Source organism: Micromonospora sp. RB23, assembly GCF_053585025.1.
In genome coordinates, this window is the sequence record NZ_CM132111.1 from 1,730,099 (window position 1) to 1,747,207 (window position 17,109).

Consider the following 17,109-nt stretch of genomic DNA (forward strand, 5'->3'; position numbering starts at 1 on the left):
AGCCCGGATGGCCGAGGCAGCGTTCGCGCCGGAGCCGGCGCCGCAGCACACCGAGCCGTCGTTCGACGTGTTGCGGTGGCATGACGAGCCGTGGACCGCGCAGCTCGCCCTCGACCTGTTGCCGGAGACCAACGGCCCCAAGGTTGAGGTCCTGAGCGGAAGCGTGATCGTGACACCACATGCCGGGTACGACCATCAGGACGCGGAGCTGGACCTCGCGTTCCACCTCAAGCAGGCGGCCCGCCGGGCCAAGCTGTGGCTCTACCTCGAGACGAACATCGTCTCCGGCCAGGACCTGTTCATCCCAGACATCGTCATCCTCGACGCGCCGGGTGGCGGTCGGACGACCATGGACATCGGGCACGCCGTGCTGCTCGGGGAGATCGTCTCTCCCGGCAACCGGCGGAAGGACATCATCGACCGGCCGCGTGAGTACGCCGCCGTCGGCGTGCCGTTCTTCCTCCGGGTCGACCTGCGCAATCGGGTGCCAACGATCGCGCTGTACGAGTTGACCGAGGGGGAGTACCGGCCGGTGGCCGCCGCCGCGGCCGGGACGCGCTTCGTTATGCGGGAGCCGTTCGAGTTCTCCATCGATCCGGCCGACCTGCTCGGCGAGGAGGCGGTCCCGGAAGAGCCTGGCACCTCTTGATCGACACGGGTTCGGCGATGTGGGGGCGTCCGGGGGCTGCGGATACCCCGAGATCGGTGAACTCGTGTCGATCAAGGATGCGGCTGGGCTGAGGCTCCCAGCGGGCGTACAGCGGGGGTGGGGGAGAATGGCTCCGTGACTTCCCCCCGTGATCTTGTCCTGCTCGGGTCCACCGGTTCGATCGGCACGCAGGCCATCGACATCGTCCGGCGTAACCCGGACCGGTTCCGGGTGGTGGCGATCGGGGCCGGTGGCGGCAACGTCGAGCTGCTCGCCGCGCAGGCCCTCGAACTGGGCGTCGAGGCGGTCGGGGTGGCCAAGGCGTCCGCCGCACAGGACCTGCAACTCGCGTTCTACGCCGAGGCGAGCCGGCGCGGCTGGGCCACCGGAGACTTCAAGCTACCCAAGATCGTGGCCGGCCCGGACGCCATGACCGAGCTGGCGCAGTGGCCGTGCGACATCGTTCTGAACGGGGTGGTCGGCTCGCTGGGCCTCGCTCCTACGCTGGCCGCTCTGCGCGGTGGTCGTACTCTCGCGTTGGCCAACAAGGAGTCGCTCGTGGCCGGCGGCCCGCTGGTCAAGGCCGCGGTGACGCGGCCGGGGCAGATCGTCCCGGTCGACTCGGAGCACTCGGCGCTCGCGCAGTGTCTGCGGTCCGGGTCGCGCGGTGAGGTGCGGCGGCTGATCGTCACGGCCAGCGGCGGCCCGTTCCGGGGGCGGCGGCGCGACGAGTTGACGCAGGTCACACCGGAACAAGCGCTCGCCCACCCGACGTGGAACATGGGGCCGGTCGTCACGATCAACTCGGCGACCATGGTCAACAAGGCATTGGAGGTGATCGAGGCGCACGAACTGTTCGACGTGCCCTACGCCGACATCACCGTCATGGTGCACCCGCAGTCGGTGATCCACTCCATGGTCGAGTTCGTGGACGGGTCGACGATCGCCCAGGCCAGCCCACCGGACATGCGGCTGCCGATCGCGCTCGGCATCGGCTGGCCGGACCGGGTGCCCGACGCCGCCACCGCCGTCGACTGGACGGCCGCGCACACCTGGGAGTTCGCGCCGCTCGACGACGAGGCGTTCCCGGCCGTCGCCCTCGCGAAGGCCGCCGGGGAGGCCGGGCGCTGCCGTCCGGCGATCTACAACGCGGCGAACGAGGAGTGCGTGGCGGCGTTCGTGGCGGGACGGCTGCCGTTCCTCGGCATCGTCGACACCCTCGAGCGCGTGTTGGAGGACGCTCCGGACTTCGCCGAACCAGGTACCGTCGAGGACGTGCTCGCGGCCGAGTCGTGGGCGCGCGCGCACGCGCAGGAGATCATCGCGGGTTCGGTGGAAGGAGCTTGATGTCGTACCTGCTCGGGGTGGTCCTCTTCGCCCTGGCCATCCTCGTCTCGGTGAGTCTGCACGAGGCGGGGCACCTGCTCACCGCCAAGATGTTCGGGATGAAGGTGACGAAGTACTTCGTCGGCTTCGGCCCCACGATCTGGTCGTTCCAGCGGGGTGAGACCGAGTACGGCCTGAAGGGCATCCCCCTCGGCGGCTTCTGCAAGATCGTCGGAATGACGCCGCAGGACGACGACGTCGAGCCGGGCGACGAGCCGCGCGTGATGTGGCGCTACCCGGTCTGGAAGCGGACGATCGTGATGGCCGCCGGCTCGATCACGCACTTCGCGCTCGCCCTGATCACCATCTGGATCCTCGCCGTCTCCGCCGGCCTGCCCAACCCGGACTTTCCGACCACCGACGCGCAGGCCCGCCAGGAGCCCGCCGTCATCCAGCTCAGCGACTGCGTGGTGCCGGAGAACACGGTGCGCGCCTGCACCTCCACGGACGCCCCCAGCCCGGCCGCCCAGGCCCAGCTCCGCGACGGCGACCGGATCACGTCCATCAACGGCACCCCGATCAACAACTACGGCGAGCTGTTGACCACGCTGCGCGCCCTCAAGCCGGGGGAGACCACGCAGATCGCGTACGTCCGCGACGGGCAGCCCGGCACCACGAGCACCGTGCTCGCGCAGACCCAGCGCCCGCCCCTGGACAACCCCGAGGGCGCCGCCGGGCCGGTCGCCGCGCTCGGTGTCGGCCTCGTCCCCAGCACGCCCACCCGCGTGACGTACGGGCCGGGGGGTGCGTTCGGCGCCACCGCCGACTTCACCGGTCAACTGGCCGTCGGCACCGCGCAGGCGTTGCAGCGCATCCCGCAGAAGGTCCCCGCCCTGTGGACCGCCCTCACCGGCGGCGAGCGGGACGTCGACACCCCGATCAGCGTCGTCGGCGCGAGCCGGCTCGGCGGCGAGGCCGTTCAGAACAACGCCTGGCTGGTCTTCTTCATGCTGTTCGTGTCGCTGAACTTCTTCATCGGCGTGTTCAACCTGCTGCCGCTGCTCCCCGTCGACGGCGGCCACATCGCCATCGCCTGGTTCGAACGGGCCCGCTCCTGGATCTACGCGCGGATCGGCCGGCGGGACCCCGGCCGGGTCGACTACCTCAAACTGATGCCCTTCACGTACGCGGTGATCCTGATCGGTGGCGCGTTCACACTGCTCACCATCGCCGCGGATGTCGTCAACCCCATCACGCTCTTCTCAAGGTGAGTGCCTGAAGTGACCGCTATCAGTCTCGGTATGCCCGCCGTGCCACCCCCGCCCCTGGCTCCCCGCCGGGCGAGCCGCCAGATCATGGTCGGCTCGGTGCCGGTCGGTGGCGGCGCGCCGGTGTCCGTGCAGTCGATGACCACGACCCTCACCTCCGACGTCAACGCGACCCTTCAGCAGATCGCCGAGCTGACCGCGTCCGGCTGCCAGATCGTCCGGGTGGCGGTGCCGTCCCAGGACGACGTCGAGGCGCTGCCCGCGATCGCCAAGAAGTCGCAGATCCCGGTGATCGCCGACATCCACTTCCAGCCCAAGTACGTCTTCGCCGCCATCGACGCCGGCTGCGCGGCCGTCCGGGTCAACCCGGGCAACATCCGCCAGTTCGACGACAAGGTCAAGGAGATCGCGCGCGCGGCGGGGGACGCGGGGGTGCCGATCCGGATCGGCGTCAACGCGGGCTCGCTGGACAAGCGGCTGCTGACCAAGTACGGCAAGGCCACCGCCGAGGCGCTCGTCGAGTCGGCGCTGTGGGAGTGCTCGCTGTTCGAGGAGCACGGCTTCCGTGACATCAAGATCTCGGTCAAGCACAACGACCCGGTCGTGATGATCCGGGCGTACCGGCAGCTCGCCGAGCAGTGCGACTACCCGCTGCACCTCGGCGTCACCGAGGCCGGACCGGCCTTCCAGGGCACCATCAAGTCGGCGGTCGCCTTCGGCGCCCTGCTGGCCGAGGGCATCGGCGACACCATCCGCGTGTCGCTCTCCGCCCCGCCGGTCGAGGAGATCAAGGTCGGCAACCAGATCCTGGAGTCCCTCGGCCTGCGCGAGCGCGGCCTGGAGATCGTCTCCTGCCCGTCCTGCGGGCGTGCCCAGGTGGACGTCTACAAGCTCGCCGAGGAGGTCACCGCCGGCCTGGAAGGGCTGCCGGTTCCGCTGCGGGTCGCCGTCATGGGCTGCGTCGTCAACGGCCCGGGTGAGGCCCGCGAGGCCGACCTCGGCGTCGCCTCCGGCAACGGCAAGGGCCAGATCTTCGTCAAGGGGCAGGTCGTCAAGACGGTGCCCGAGGGGCAGATCGTGGAGACGCTGATCGAAGAGGCGCTGCGCATCGCCGACGAGATGGGCGCCGAACTGCCCGAGGAGTTGCGCGGGCTGGTCACCGGCCCGACCGTCACCGTGCACTGAGCTCTGCTGCTTCGCTCGAAGAGCGGCCGCTTCCCCTCGGGGAGACGGCCGCTCTTCCCGTTTCGGCTCACTCGGATTCGTCGGCGAGGATCGCGTACAGCTTGCGGCGCGTCTCGTCGAGGACCTGGGCGGCCCGCTCACGCTGCTCGTCGGTGCCGTTCATCATCACCTGCCGCAGGGCGTTCATCGCCTGCGCGCCGGAGTCGCGGATGTCATGCCAACTGCTCACGGTGTCCTGGGCGACGTCCGCCCAGGGCGGAGTCTCCGCGGCCGCGGCGGCCTCGGCCTGACCGGCCTCGGTGACGGTGAACCGCTTCCGTCCGCCGCCGGACTCCTCGGTGCTGGCGACGATCACACCCTCGTCCTCCAGGAGCTGGAGCGTGGGGTAGATCGAACCCGGGCTGGGCCGCCAGGCCCCGCCGGTGCGGGAGTCGATCTCCTGGATCATCTCGTAGCCGTGCATCGGCCGCTCGGTGAGCAGGGCCAACACCGCGCCACGGACGTTGGGGCGTCGCCCCCTGCCGCGACCACGTCCGCGACCGCGACCGCGGCCGCCGTGCTCGTGACCGTGCTCGTGAGGGCCGGGCGGGACCGGCGGGAAGCCGAAGCCCCGCATCCTGGCCTCGTGCAGGGGGTGGTGCTGTCGATGGAACCTCATCGGGTTCTCCTTCTTCCGTGCTGTCGCTGATGCATCAACGATATATCGCCAATGCATCGGCGACAAGTAGCGGGCTGCAAACCGTACGTACGTCTTGCTAGAGTTCCGGATATGCGCCTGCTCCCACCGCCGGGCCCGGCCCGGATCCTCACGCTCGCCACCCTGGTCAGAACCATCGGGCGAGGTCTGTGGCTGGTCGCCAGCGCGCTCTTCCTCACCCGCTCGGTCGGCCTCTCGGCGACCCAGGTTGGAGTCGGGCTGACCATCTCGGCGCTCGTCGGCGTGCTCGTCAGCACCCCGAGCGGCTACCTCGCCGACCGAGTGGGACCGCGCGGAGCACAGGTGGGCGGGCTCATCGCGGCCGCCGTCCTGACCGCCGGTCTGGTCACCGTCCGGTCGTTCCCCACGTTCGTGCTGGTCGGTGCCGCCACCGCGCTCGCCGACGCCGTCGAGCGCGGCGCGCGGGGAGCGCTCATCGCCGGCGCGGTCCCGGCCGACCAGCGTGTACACACCCGCGCCTACCTGCGGGCCACCACAAACGTCGGAATCTCCGTCGGGGCCGTCCTCGGCGGCTTCGCCATCGCCGCCGACACCCGCGCCGGTTACCTCACGTTGATCCTGACCACGGCGGCGGCGTCGCTGGCCGCAGCGGCAATCTCCGTCCGGCTGCCCTCCGTCGCCCCCATCCCCGCCCCGGCGCGCGGACCCCGACTGGTCGCGCTGCGCGACCGTCCGTTCCTCGCCTTCACCCTCCTCGACGGGCTGATGTCCATGCACTTCAGCCTGCTGACCCTCGCCCTGCCGCTGTGGATCGCCGGGCACACCACCGCGCCGGTCTGGATGATCTCGGTGCTGACGCTTGTCAACACGGTGCTGGTCGTGCTCCTTCAGGTACGGGCGGCACGCAGCGCCGTCACCCTGCCGGGAGCCGCCCGCGCATCACGCCGGGCGGGGGTGGTCATCGCCCTGGCCTGCGTACTGTTCGCCGCCAGCGGCGCGTTGCCCACACCGGGCGCCATCGGCCTGCTCTGCGTCGGATCGCTGGCGCACGTGATCGGGGAGCTGTGGCACTCCGCCGCCGGATGGGGGATCTCCTTCGGGCTGGCGCCCGCCGACGCGCACGGGCAGTACCAGGGCACCTACGGCATGGGTTACGAGCTGGGCAAGATGCTCGCGCCCGTCGTCGTGACCAGTCTCGCCCTGGGTTGGGGCGTACCGGGGTGGCTCGTGCTCGGCGGGCTGTTCCTCCTGCTCGGTGCCCTGGTGCCCCCGGTCGTCCGGTGGGCCGGTCGGACCCGACCGACCAGCCCGGTCGCCGAGCCGCTGACCGTCTGAGGCCGGGCTCGCCACTCGGCCGGCGGGGCGGGGGGTCGATCTGGCAGGCTGGTAGTCGTGCTGACAGTGCCGGTACGGCAACTGGGGGAATCGGAGCGCCGAGCGGTCGAGCGCCTCCTCGACCGCGACCCGTTCGCGGGCGCGCAGGTCGCCGAGCGCATCGCCGCGCGCGGACTCTCCTGGTGGCGGGCCGAAGGGCGGATCCTGGGATACGGCGCCCGCCGCAACCTCGAATCACTGTGCTGGCTCGGCGGCAACCTGACGCCGGTGCTCGCCAGCGACGCCGCCGTGTCCGCATTCGCCGACCTGCTCGCCGGGGAGGACAGGCTCTGCTCCTCCATCGTCGGCCGCGCGGACGCCGTCCTCGCCCTCTGGGACCGGCTCTCCGACACGTGGGGCCCGGCCCGCGACGTCCGCCCCAACCAGCCGCTGCTGGCGACCGACACGACACCGGCCGTTCCGGCCGATCCAGAGGTACGCCGCGTCCGCTCCGGCGAGGTCGACCGACTCTTTCCGGCGGCCGTCGCCATGTACACCGAAGAGGTGGGCGTCTCGCCGCTCGCCGAGGACGCCGGCCGCAGCTACCGACGCCGGGTCACCGACCTGGTCCGTGCCGGCCGGGCGTACGCCCGGTTCGTCGACGGCAAGGTCGTGTTCAAGGCCGAGTTGGCCGTCGTGACCAAGCGGACCGCCCAGGTCCAGGGTGTCTGGGTCGCGCCGGAGTGGCGGGGCCGGGGCATCGCCGCCGGCGCGATGGCCGCCGTCGTACGCGACGCGCTCGCCCGGGTCGCGCCCACGGTCAGCCTGTACGTCAACGACTTCAACCTGCCGGCCCGCCGCGTGTACGAACGATGCGGCTTCCAACCGGTCGGCACGCTCGCCACGGTCCTCTTCTGAGGCGCTCGCGCTTTCTGCGCAGACGGCGATGGCCGGCGCCCGTTGTCGGGTGCCGGCCATCGGTCGTTCTTGGCTGTTCGGTGTGTCAGCTGTTCCAGTACTGGCCGACGAGGTCGGTGGCCTGCTGCTCCCACTGCGCGTACGCATCCGGGTAGGCGGAGACCTGGACGGTCTGCGCGGCGTCGGTCAGGGGCATGTCCTGCCAGCCGTCAACCTGCTTGAGGCCCTTGAGGAACGCGGTGGTGGAGTACTCGGGGTTGGTGATCTGCTCCGGGGTGCCCCAACCACTCGACGGGCGCTGCTGGAACAGACCCAGCGAGTCATGGTCGTTCATATCGCCGAGGTGACCCAGGTTCTCCAGCTTGGACTCCTGCAGGCTCGTCGCGATCGAGATGACCGCGGCCCGCTCCGGCAGGCCGGCCTTCTTCGTGGCCGCGATGATGGCCTTGGCGTTGGCGGTCTGCTCACCGTTGAGGGTGATGTGGGACTGGTCGCCCTGCGGCTTCGGCGCGGCGGTCTGCACCGCTGCGGCGGTGGTGGGCTTGGTGTCCACGGCCGGGTTGGCGTGGGCGGCGATCGGGCCGGCGAAGACGCCACCGGCGAACGCGAGACCAGCAACGGACAGCATGCTCTTGCGGAAGATCGTGTTCATGGGGTTGCTCCTTCGGGGGTAGGAAACACCCACACGCCACCTGTTGCGGGGGGCGGTGAACATGGGGTGTCAGCACCTCGTCCGGGCGCTGTGCAAAGACGTGAAGAGGGGGGCGGCGGCCGGCGAGCCGGAGGGGCTTGCGGCGCCGGGTCGGGTGTAACGACCCGGGGGGCCGGGTCATTCCCGGGGGGCTTTGGCGGCCTGCGAGCGGGGGGCTCGTGGCGGCCGGTCCGTGTGTAACGACCCGGCGGGCGGGGCCATTCCCCGGGAGGCTCGGCGGCCTGCGAGCGGGTTCCTCGACCGGTCCGGGTGTAACGACCCGATGGGCGGGGCCATTCCCGCAGGGCGGGCGGCTCGTGGGTGCCGGGGTCCGGGTGTGACGACCTGCGGTCCGGGGCCATTCCCGCAGGCGGGGTGGCCCGGTGGTCCTGCGATCGTCAGGGTGTGTAACGACCCCCGGCCCGCCACGATTCCGGCCGGCGGGTGCAGCCGGTCACCACAGACACCCCACAACCGGACATAGCGCTCAGTCGAGGCGATCACGCGGGGGTGATCGACTCCGGATCGCCGAACTTGGGGTATCCGGGGCCGGTTGATGCCCCCGGATCGGCGAAGTCGTGTCGATCATGCCGACTCGTGGCGAGGTCGACTGGAGATGGTGCCCAGCTGGTGCCGGTGAGGGTGGTCGGGCCGGCGGGGGTCGGCGCGCGGTGATCCACACGAGGTCGCCGAACTTGGGGTATCCGGGGCCGGTTGATGCCCCCGGATCGGCGATGTCGTGTCGATCATGCCGACTTGGCGAGGTCGACTGGAGATGGTGCCCAGTTGGTGCCGGTGAGGGTGGTCGGGCCGGCGGGGGTCGGCGCGCGGTGATCCACACGAGGTCGCCGAACGTGGGGTATCCGGGGCCGGTTGATGGCCCCGTGTCGGCGATGTCGTGTCGATCATGTAGACCCCGGGCCGGTTGATACCCCCGGATCGGCGAAGTCGCGTCGATCCGGGTCGGGTGGCTCCCGCGTCCCGTCGACGGACCGGGCATCGAGGGATGTCCTGCTCAGGGACGGTTAAATCGGTTGAGGGGACCGGGTCGCTGCCGGCACGCTGGGTGTTCCGCCACCCACATCCGGAGGAACCTCCATGCGCCTGCTCCGTGATCTGTGGGGCACCTCGCCGCGACGTCTGACGCTCGTGGCCGTCCTCATCGTGCTGGGCGCCGCCGGTCAGGCTGGCGCGTCCGCGCTCGCCGGCGCGGTGCTCGTACACCGGTCGGTCACGTCCTTCACGGTCCTTGCCGCCGCGTTGGCCGCCGTGGTGCTCAGCGACCTGGTGGTGAGCCTGGTGATGGCCGGGCTGACCGCCGACTGGTCCGCCGACATCCGTCGGCGGCTCTGCCAGGTCGCGCTCGGGCAGGATCTGCCGAGCCTCGAGACCACGCCGGTGGGTGAGCTGCTGGACCGCATCGACGGGGACGTCTACCAGGTGGCGTCGGCGGTTCGTAACCAGGGTTCGCGGCTCGCCCAGGGGCTCTGCGTCGGTCTGTTGTCGATGGTCGTCGCGCTCACCGTGTGGTGGCCGGCCGGCATCGCGATGCTCCTGCTGACGGTGGTGCTCGGGGTGGGGCTGCGGCGGCCCACGGCACGGATCGGCCCGGCGCGCATGATCGAGGAGGAGGCGTGGTCCGACCTGGCCGCCGTGATGGAGGAGGCGGTGCACGGGCAGGACGACGTGCGAACCAGCCTGGCCCAGCCGTACGTGCTGCGGCTGTACGCCCGGCGGGCCGCCGCCGTGCTGTCCCGCGGCCATCGGGTCTGGGTGCTCTCCGCCAAGGTGGCGACGATCGCCACCGCGACGATCCGGGTTGGCGTCGGCGCGGTGGTGCTCGGCGGGGCGTGGGCGCTGGCCACCGACCGCGTCGACGCGGCCCGGCTCACCGCCATCTGGCTGCTCGCCCTGGCCTTCGGGGCCACCGCCGAACACGTCGGCCGGATGGTGCCCGAGCTACAGGAGGCGCTCGGCGCGTGGGCCCGGGTGCAGTTGCTCCAGAAGGTTCGGCAGGAGCCGGTGGGCGGGGCCACTCCCGTCGAGGGTGACCTGCGCATCCGGGACCTGACCTTCGGGTACGAGGTGAGTGGCCCGGAGAGCGGGCGGGGTCCGGCCCTGCGTGGGCTCAGCCTCACCTTCGCGCGCGGCCGCTCGTACGCGCTGATCGGGCGTACCGGGTCCGGCAAGTCGACCCTGGCGAAGGTGCTCACCCGGGCCGTGGACGTGCCGCCGGGCACCGTCTTCCTCGGCGGCACCGACCTGTGCGACCTCGACGTCGAGGAGCTGCGCCGCTGGGTGGCGCTGGTGCCGCAGCGCACCGAGATCGTGGCCGGCACGCTCGCCGAGAACGTCGCGCTCTACGACCCGGAACTGCTGGACGCCGCCGCCCGGGCGCTCGACGAACTGGGCCTGGCCGGCTGGATCGCCGAGCTGCCCGACGGGTTGGCGACCCGGCTGGGGGAGGGCGGCCATGTGCTCTCCGCCGGCCAGGAGCAGTTGGTGGCGTTTGCCCGGATCCTGGTCCGTGACCCGCACGTGGTGATTCTCGACGAGGCCACCGCCCGGTTGGACCCGGTGACCGAGGCGCGGGTGCAGCGGGCCACCGAGCGGCTGCTGCGCGACCGGATCGGCATCGTCATCGCGCACCGCCTCTCCTCGGTGCGCCGGTGCGACGAGGTGGTGGTGCTCGCCGACGGCGCGGTGGTCGAGGCCGGCCCGCTGGAGACATCGACGCGGTTCGCCGAGTTGCTGGCGACCAGTCACGCCGCCGTCTACGCCGGGGCGGCGTCGGCGTCCCGCACCGGCGGCGGCCTCGACCTCCTGACCGGCCCGGACGCCGTCGACGCCGACGTGTCGGCCGGCCCGAACACGGCGGGCACGGACCTGCTGACCGGCCCGAAAACGGCCGGCCCGAACTCCGCCGGCCCGAACTCCGCCGGCCCGAACTCCGCCGGCCCGAACTCCGCCGGCCCGAACTCCGCCGGCCCGAACTCCGCCGGCCCGGGCACCGCTGAGCCGGTCGCGGCGGCGGTGGAGGCCGAGCCGGTGTCGGCGGCGCGTACCGACCCGCCGCCGTTGCCGCCGACGCCGCCAGCGCGGACCTTCCGGGAGATCGTCCGACTCTGCACCAACGACCCCCGGTACGGGGCCGCCGCGATCACGCTGTTCCTCGGGCTCAGCCTGCTCGGGCTGGACGGTCCGGTGCTGCCCTGGCTGTGGGCGGACCTGGTCGACGGGACCGGCAGTCCGTACCTGCCGGCGGTGGGCATCGTGGCGGGGCTGCTGATCACCCTGCCGCTGCCGTTCTACACGCACGTGTGGTTCCCGCACTGGTGGGTGCGGCAGATGCTGCGGATCGGCCTTCGGCTGGTGCACGGCCAGACCGGACCTCGTCGGGTCAGCTCGCACACCCCGGCGGAGGTCGTGGCCCAGGGTGGCGACACCGAGCGGGTGGTGCAGCTCGCCGACAACGTGCTGGACCAGACCGTGGCGGTGGTGCTGGTGGTCGCCATGACGGCGGTGACCGGCAGCGTCGTGCCAGGGCTGTTCTTCCTCGGCACCATGGTGGTCTCCGGGCTGGCCGCGACGTTGTTCGGGCCGAAGCTGGAGCGCGCGGCGCGGGCGACCGTGGCGGCGCGGGCCGCCTTCGCGACCGCGCTGGTCTCCGCGCTCTCCGCGGCGCGGACGGTCAAGCTCGCCGGGGCGACGTCGGCGGTGCTACGTCACCTGGCCGACCTGGACGTGCTGCGCAGCGACCGGCAGCGCCGGGAGATCGCGGTGCAGGTGTGGTCCCGGTCGACTCCCGCGGTGGTCAGCGGACTGTTGCCGATCGGCGCGTGGGCCCTCTACCTGGGCGGGGACCTGTCGGCCGGCGCGGTGCTGGTGGCCGTCTCCACGCTGGGCGCGGCCCGGTGGTTCGCCTGGACCACCGCCTCGTTGATCTCCCAACTGCCGTCGGCGCGGGTGTGGACCCGGCGGACGGTGGCGATGACGGGAGTGGGGGCGTACTCGGCGGGGGTTCCGGCGGTCGACCTGGCCGGCGGGACCGCGCCCGCGCCGACACCGCCGCCGCGCCGCCCGCTGCGCCGGTTGGAACTGCGCGACTTCTCGGTCGTGCACTCCGACGGCACGGTCGCCGTGCGCGGCGTGGACCTGACGGTCCAACGCGGGCAGTTGGTGCTGGTCGTCGGGCCGGTCGGAGCGGGCAAGTCCTCGCTGCTGCGGGCGCTGGCCGGCATCGTGCACCACACGGGCGAGCTGCGGTGGAACGGTGACACGGTCACCGAGCCCGAGCTGTTCCTGCGTCCGAACCAGGTCGGCTACGTCGGTCAGCTACCCCGGGTGCTCTCCGGAACGGTCGTCGAGAACATCGCGCTCGGCCACCAGGTGGACGCGGCGGACGCGGTGAGCACGGCCCAGCTCGACCACGACCTGGCCGCCGCCGGGGGCGGACTGGGCCTGCTCATCGGGCACAAGGGCACCCGGCTCTCCGGCGGGCAGCTCCAGCGCCTGGCGTTGGCCCGGGCGCTGGCGCCGCGTACCGAACTGCTCGTCGCGGACGACGTGTCGTCGGCGCTGGACGTCACGACCGAGTTGGCGCTGTGGCAGGCGTTGCGGGCGCACGGCGTGACCGTTGTGGGTTCGACCGCCAAGCGTGCCGCATTGGTCCGCGCCGATCACGTGGTGGTGTTGCTCGCGGGCACGGTGGCCGCCCAGGGCACCTGGCGCGAGCTGGAGGGCGACTGGTCGCACCTCGCCGGCTGACAACGCGGTACGGGCGGCCGTCGGGAACGACAGCCGCCCGTACCGGTTCGGATCAGGCGCGGGCGTACTGGACAGGACCGCTGTACGCGACGCCGAGCTTCGCGGCGGCGCGGCGCGGCCAGTACGGGTCGCGCAGCAGCTCCCGGCCGAGCAGCACCAGGTCGGCCTCGCCGCTGGCGACGATCTGCTCGGCCTGCTCCGGCTCGACGATCAGGCCGACCGCGCCGGTGGGTACGCCGGCCTCGCGGCGGATCTGGGCGGCCAGCGGCACCTGGTAGCCGGGGCCGAGCAGCGGGATGCGCTGCTCGGTGCTGACGCCACCGGAGGAGGTGTCGACCAGGTCGACGCCCACGGCGGCCAGCTCACCGGCGAGCACCACGCTGTCCTCGACGGTCCAGCCGCCCTCGACCCAGTCGGTCGCGGAGATCCGGGTCAGCACCGGCACGCTCTCGCCGACGGCGGCGCGTACCGCGCGGGCGACCTCCAGGGTGAGCCGCATCCGGCCGGCCCGGTCGCCACCGTAGGCGTCGGTGCGGTGGTTGGCCAGCGGCGACAGGAACTCGTTGAGCAGGTACCCGTGCGCTGCGTGGACCTCCACGGCGGCGAAACCGGCGGCGAGGGCCCGCTCGGCTGCGGCGGCGTACGCGTCGACCACACCCGCGATGCCCGCCGCGTCCAGCGCGGTCGGCATCCGGTAGGTGGGGCTGAACGGCTCGGGGCTCGGTCCGACCGGCGTCCAGCCGCCCTCGGCGTCCGGCACCCCGCCGTTGCCCGCGTCCCATGGCCGGTAGGTGGAGGCCTTGAAGCCGGCGTGGGCGAGCTGGACGGCCGGCACCGCGCCGTGCGCGGCGACGAACGCGGTGATCGGCCGCCAGGCGTCCACGTGCGCGTCGGACCACAGCCCGGTGTCCTGCGGGGTGATCCGGCCCTCGGGGAGTACGGCGGTCGCCTCGGTCAGCACCAGTCCGGCCCCGCCGATCGCGCGGGTGCCGAGGTGGACGAGGTGCCAGTCGGTGGGCAGTCCGTCCGGACCGGCGGAGTACTGGCACATCGGTGCCATGGCGATCCGGTTGGGCAGGGTGACCCCGCGCAGGGCCAACGGAGTGAACAGGGAACTCATGTGCTCATCCTCTCGGTACGACGACGGACCCCCCTGTCGAGGGGTCCGTCGTCGTGGGAAAACGGGTCAGGCGGCTACGGGGTTCAGTTCCGAACGGGTGTCGGTGGCCACCGGCTCCGCGTCGACGAGATCCCGTCGGCCGGCCGAGTCGTACGCGGCCCGGTCCAGGGTGCCCTCCCGGGCGGCGACCACGGTCGGCACCAGCGCCTGCCCGGCCACGTTGGTGGCGGTGCGCATCATGTCCAGGATCGGGTCGATGGCGAGCAGCAGGCCGGCCCCGGCCAGCGGCAGGCCCAGCGTGCTCAGGGTGAGGGTGAGCATCACGATCGCGCCGGTCAGGCCGGCGGTGGCCGCCGAGCCGACCACCGAGACGAAGGCGATGAGCAGGTAGTCGGTGAGGCCGAGGTGTACGCCGAACACCTGGGCCACGAAGATCGCGGCGAGTGCCGGGTAGATCGCGGCGCAGCCGTCCATCTTCGTGGTGGCGCCGAACGGCACCGCGAACGAGGCGTACTCGCGGGGGACGCCGAGGCGCTCGACGGACCGCTGGGTCACCGGCATGGTGCCCACCGAGGAACGGGACACGAAGGCCAGCTCGATCGCGGGCCAGGCCCCGGCGAAGAAGCGCAGCGGGTTGAGCCGGCCGGCGAGGATCAGCACCAGCGGGTAGACCACGAACAGCACGATCGCGCAGCCGACGTAGACGGCGGTGGTGAACTTCGCGAGGGGGGCCAGCAGGTCCCAGCCGTACGAGGCGACGGCGTTGCCGATCAGGCCGAGCGTGCCGATCGGGGCGAGCCGGATGACCCACCAGAGGGCCTTCTGCACGATCTCCAGCAGCGAGCGGTTCAACGCCACGAACGGCTCGGCGGCCTCGCCGACCAGCAGGGCCGCGGCGCCGATGACGACGGCGAGGAAGACGATCTGCAGGACGTTGCCCTCGACGAACGCGCCGACCGGGTTGGTGGGCACGATGCCGGTGAGGAAGTCCGTCCACGAGCCGGTCTTCTTCGGCGCCGCCGCGCCGCCCAGGTCGAGGGTCACGCCCCGGCCCGGGTCGACGAGCAGGCCGAGGCCGATGCCGATGCTCACCGCGATCAGCGCGGTGATGCCGAACCACATGAGGGTCTTGAGGGCGAGCCGGGCGGCGTTGGCCACGCCGCGCAGGCTGACCACGCTGACCACGATGGCGGTGAAGACCAGCGGCGGTACGGCCAGCTTGAGGAGCTGGACGAAGAGGGAGCCGACGGTGTGCAGGGTGGTGGTCAGCCAGCTCACGTCGTTGGCACGGGCCAGGAAGCCGAGCGCCACGCCGAGTACGAGGCCGAGCAGGATCTGCACGGAGAAGGGAATTTTGCGCAGGCCGAAGGGCATGGGATGTCCAAGTGAGGTTGTCCGGTCGGGGTAGGCGTGTGAAGGACGGCTACGCCGGACAGATGCCGCTGGCCTGCAGTCGGAGATCGACATACAGGCGGACGGTGAGGCCCCAGACATTGTTCATCGTTGGTCGACGATACGCCGATAAGTTCGATCTGCAAGGTGTGATGCTGGTGACGCTCCTTACAGGCTTCGCTCGCGGCAAGTCAGGGCCAGCGCCGTGCCGGTGGCCGCGCCCCACAGCACGGCCAGCGCGAGCACCACCCGCTCCACGAGGCCGACCAGCGAGCCCCGGCCGACCACCAGCATCGCCAGACCGATCGTGGCGCACAGCGGCAGGGCGAGCGCCGCCGCCCCCGCCGCCAGGCGGCGCACCAGAGGTCCGGCCGCCCCGGACACGGCCACCGCGACCATGGCGAGGACTACCGCTGCCGTCGCCGCGATGCTCGCGCCACCGTGCACCAGATCGGCCGCCGTCGTCCGCTCGAACGGCGGTAGCGGGCAGCCGGCGGAGCAGGTCACAGCCCCGGACAGCGCCGTGAGCACGGCGCCGCCGGCGAGCAGAGCCGGCGCGACCCGGACCCCGGGCGGCAGCGCCACGGCGATCAGCAGCAACGCGCCGGCCAGGGCGAGAACCCCGATCCGGTACGTCACGGCGTGCGCGCTGCCGGCGATACCGGCCTCGCTCACGTACCCGGTGAAGCCCGGACCGGGACCGGCGACCACCGCGACCGTCACCGCGACCGCCCCGGCCACCGCGCAGCCGGCGGCGGCCGATCCGGCGACCCGGCGGGCCAGGCCCCCGTGGCCGGCGGGCCTCGTGGCGGTGCCGGCCCGACCCGGCTCAGCCACGTCCGTGCGGCGTCGTCCAGCCGGACTCGTCGGGCCCCAACGGCACGATGCCGGTCGGGTTGATCTCCCGGTGGGTGCCGTAGTAGTGCCGCTTGATGTGGTCGAAGTCCACCGTCTCCCCGAAACCCGGCGTCTGGAACAAATCCCGGGCGTACGCCCAGAGCACCGGCATCTCGGTCAGCTTGTTCCGGTTGCACTTGAAGTGCCCGTGGTACGCCGCGTCGAAGCGGACCAGCGTGGTGAACAGCCGTACGTCGGCCTCGGTGATCGCGTCCCCCATCAGGTAACGCTGGTCGGCCAGCCGCTCGGAGAGGGCGTCCAGCCGGGCGAAGAGCGCCCGGAACGCCTCGTCGTACGCCTCCTGGGAGGTCGCGAAGCCGCACCGGTAGACGCCGTTGTTGACGTCCGTGTGGATCTCGGCCATCAGCGCGTCCATCTCGGGGCGCAGCGCGACCGGGTACAGGTCCGGGGCATCGGGGGCGTGCAGTGACCGCCACTCGGTGGAGAAGTCCAGGGTGAGCTGCGGATAGTCGTTGGTGACCACCCGGCCGGTCAGCGTGTCGACGAGCGCCGGCACGGTCACCCGGCCGGTGTAGTCCTCGTCGGTGGCCAGGTACGCCTCGGAGAGGAAGCGCACGCCCAGGACCGGGTCGAAACCGTCCGGGTCGAGCGCGAACGCCCATCCCCGTTCGTCCCGGATCGGGTCGACGGTGCCCAGCGAGACCGCGTCGTCCAGCCCGAGCAGGCCACGCACGATCCTCGCCCGGTGCGCCCACGGGCACGCGCGGCACCAGATGAGCCGGTACCGGCCGGCCTCCAACGGCCAGCGACCCTGCTCGTCCGGACCCCCGCCGGGCGGCGAGGTCGAGTCGGCGCTGACCCGACCGGTGAACCGGTTGGGCTGACGGACGAACGCGCCGTCACGGCTGGTCTCTGCGGTGAACTGGGCCCGGGCCATGCCGTCAACCTATCCGCTGCCGGCGT

13 protein-coding genes are annotated in these 17,109 nt (G+C 72.1%); 7 read left to right on the top strand and 6 right to left on the bottom strand.

Going from position 1 to position 17,109, the window contains the following annotated elements; all coding sequences use genetic code 11:
• Positions 1–7: 7 nt before the first annotated feature.
• From ACTFTM_RS08060 to ispG, 4 genes are all read left to right on the top strand, one after another.
• Positions 8–649 carry a Uma2 family endonuclease gene (locus ACTFTM_RS08060; RefSeq protein WP_449565195.1) on the top strand — a complete coding sequence of 214 codons (642 nt, stop codon included), beginning with the start codon at positions 8–10 and terminating at the stop codon, positions 647–649.
• A gap of 135 nt (positions 650–784) precedes the next feature.
• Positions 785–1,996 (top strand): 1-deoxy-D-xylulose-5-phosphate reductoisomerase, encoded by a 1,212-nt coding sequence (gene dxr / locus ACTFTM_RS08065; RefSeq protein ID WP_449565196.1) that lies wholly within the window; start codon positions 785–787, stop codon positions 1,994–1,996.
• Complete coding sequence (locus ACTFTM_RS08070) at positions 1,996–3,246, top strand: M50 family metallopeptidase (RefSeq protein WP_449565197.1); 1,251 nt, start codon at positions 1,996–1,998, stop codon at positions 3,244–3,246. Before dxr ends, ACTFTM_RS08070 begins: the two co-directional genes overlap by 1 nt.
• 9 nt (positions 3,247–3,255) lie before the next feature.
• A complete protein-coding gene (gene ispG, locus ACTFTM_RS08075; protein WP_357122317.1) occupies positions 3,256–4,428 on the top strand; it encodes a flavodoxin-dependent (E)-4-hydroxy-3-methylbut-2-enyl-diphosphate synthase in 1,173 nt (390 codons plus the stop codon).
• A 67-nt stretch (positions 4,429–4,495) separates the two neighbouring features.
• On the opposite strand, the gene ACTFTM_RS08080 is transcribed toward ispG, so the two are convergent.
• Complete coding sequence (locus ACTFTM_RS08080) at positions 4,496–5,086, bottom strand: PadR family transcriptional regulator (protein WP_449565198.1); 591 nt, start codon at positions 5,084–5,086, stop codon at positions 4,496–4,498.
• Positions 5,087–5,197: 111 nt separating this feature from the next.
• On the opposite strand from ACTFTM_RS08080, the gene ACTFTM_RS08085 reads away from it, so the two are divergent.
• Complete coding sequence (locus tag ACTFTM_RS08085) at positions 5,198–6,421, top strand: MFS transporter (RefSeq protein ID WP_449565199.1); 1,224 nt, start codon at positions 5,198–5,200, stop codon at positions 6,419–6,421.
• A gap of 57 nt (positions 6,422–6,478) precedes the next feature.
• Positions 6,479–7,318 carry a GNAT family N-acetyltransferase gene (locus tag ACTFTM_RS08090; RefSeq protein WP_449565200.1) on the top strand — a complete coding sequence of 280 codons (840 nt, stop codon included), beginning with the start codon at positions 6,479–6,481 and terminating at the stop codon, positions 7,316–7,318.
• Between the two features lie 85 nt (positions 7,319–7,403).
• Here ACTFTM_RS08090 and ACTFTM_RS08095 read toward each other — a convergent pair whose 3' ends face one another.
• Positions 7,404–7,970, bottom strand: coding sequence for a hypothetical protein (locus ACTFTM_RS08095; protein ID WP_449565201.1), 567 nt, complete (start codon positions 7,968–7,970; stop codon positions 7,404–7,406).
• Positions 7,971–9,107: 1,137 nt separating this feature from the next.
• Here ACTFTM_RS08095 and ACTFTM_RS08100 point away from each other — a divergent pair.
• Positions 9,108–12,776: an ATP-binding cassette domain-containing protein gene (locus ACTFTM_RS08100; RefSeq protein WP_449565202.1), complete on the top strand. Its 3,669-nt coding sequence runs from the start codon at positions 9,108–9,110 to the stop codon at positions 12,774–12,776.
• Positions 12,777–12,828: 52 nt separating this feature from the next.
• Here ACTFTM_RS08100 and ACTFTM_RS08105 read toward each other — a convergent pair whose 3' ends face one another.
• The 4 genes from ACTFTM_RS08105 to ACTFTM_RS08120 all read right to left on the bottom strand — a co-directional run bounded on the left by ACTFTM_RS08105 (position 12,829) and on the right by ACTFTM_RS08120 (position 17,083).
• Positions 12,829–13,896, bottom strand: a complete 1,068-nt coding sequence (locus tag ACTFTM_RS08105) for an NADH:flavin oxidoreductase/NADH oxidase (RefSeq protein WP_449565203.1) — start codon at positions 13,894–13,896, stop codon at positions 12,829–12,831.
• A 66-nt stretch (positions 13,897–13,962) separates the two neighbouring features.
• On the bottom strand, positions 13,963–15,258 hold the full coding sequence (locus tag ACTFTM_RS08110) for a dicarboxylate/amino acid:cation symporter (RefSeq protein ID WP_449566573.1): 1,296 nt from the start codon (positions 15,256–15,258) through the stop codon (positions 13,963–13,965).
• 198 nt (positions 15,259–15,456) lie between these two features.
• Positions 15,457–16,125, bottom strand: a complete 669-nt coding sequence (locus ACTFTM_RS08115) for a DUF998 domain-containing protein (protein ID WP_449565204.1) — start codon at positions 16,123–16,125, stop codon at positions 15,457–15,459.
• On the bottom strand, positions 16,118–17,083 hold the full coding sequence (locus ACTFTM_RS08120; protein ID WP_449565205.1) for a glutathione S-transferase family protein: 966 nt from the start codon (positions 17,081–17,083) through the stop codon (positions 16,118–16,120). Before ACTFTM_RS08120 ends, ACTFTM_RS08115 begins: the two co-directional genes overlap by 8 nt.
• Positions 17,084–17,109: the final 26 nt, after the last annotated feature.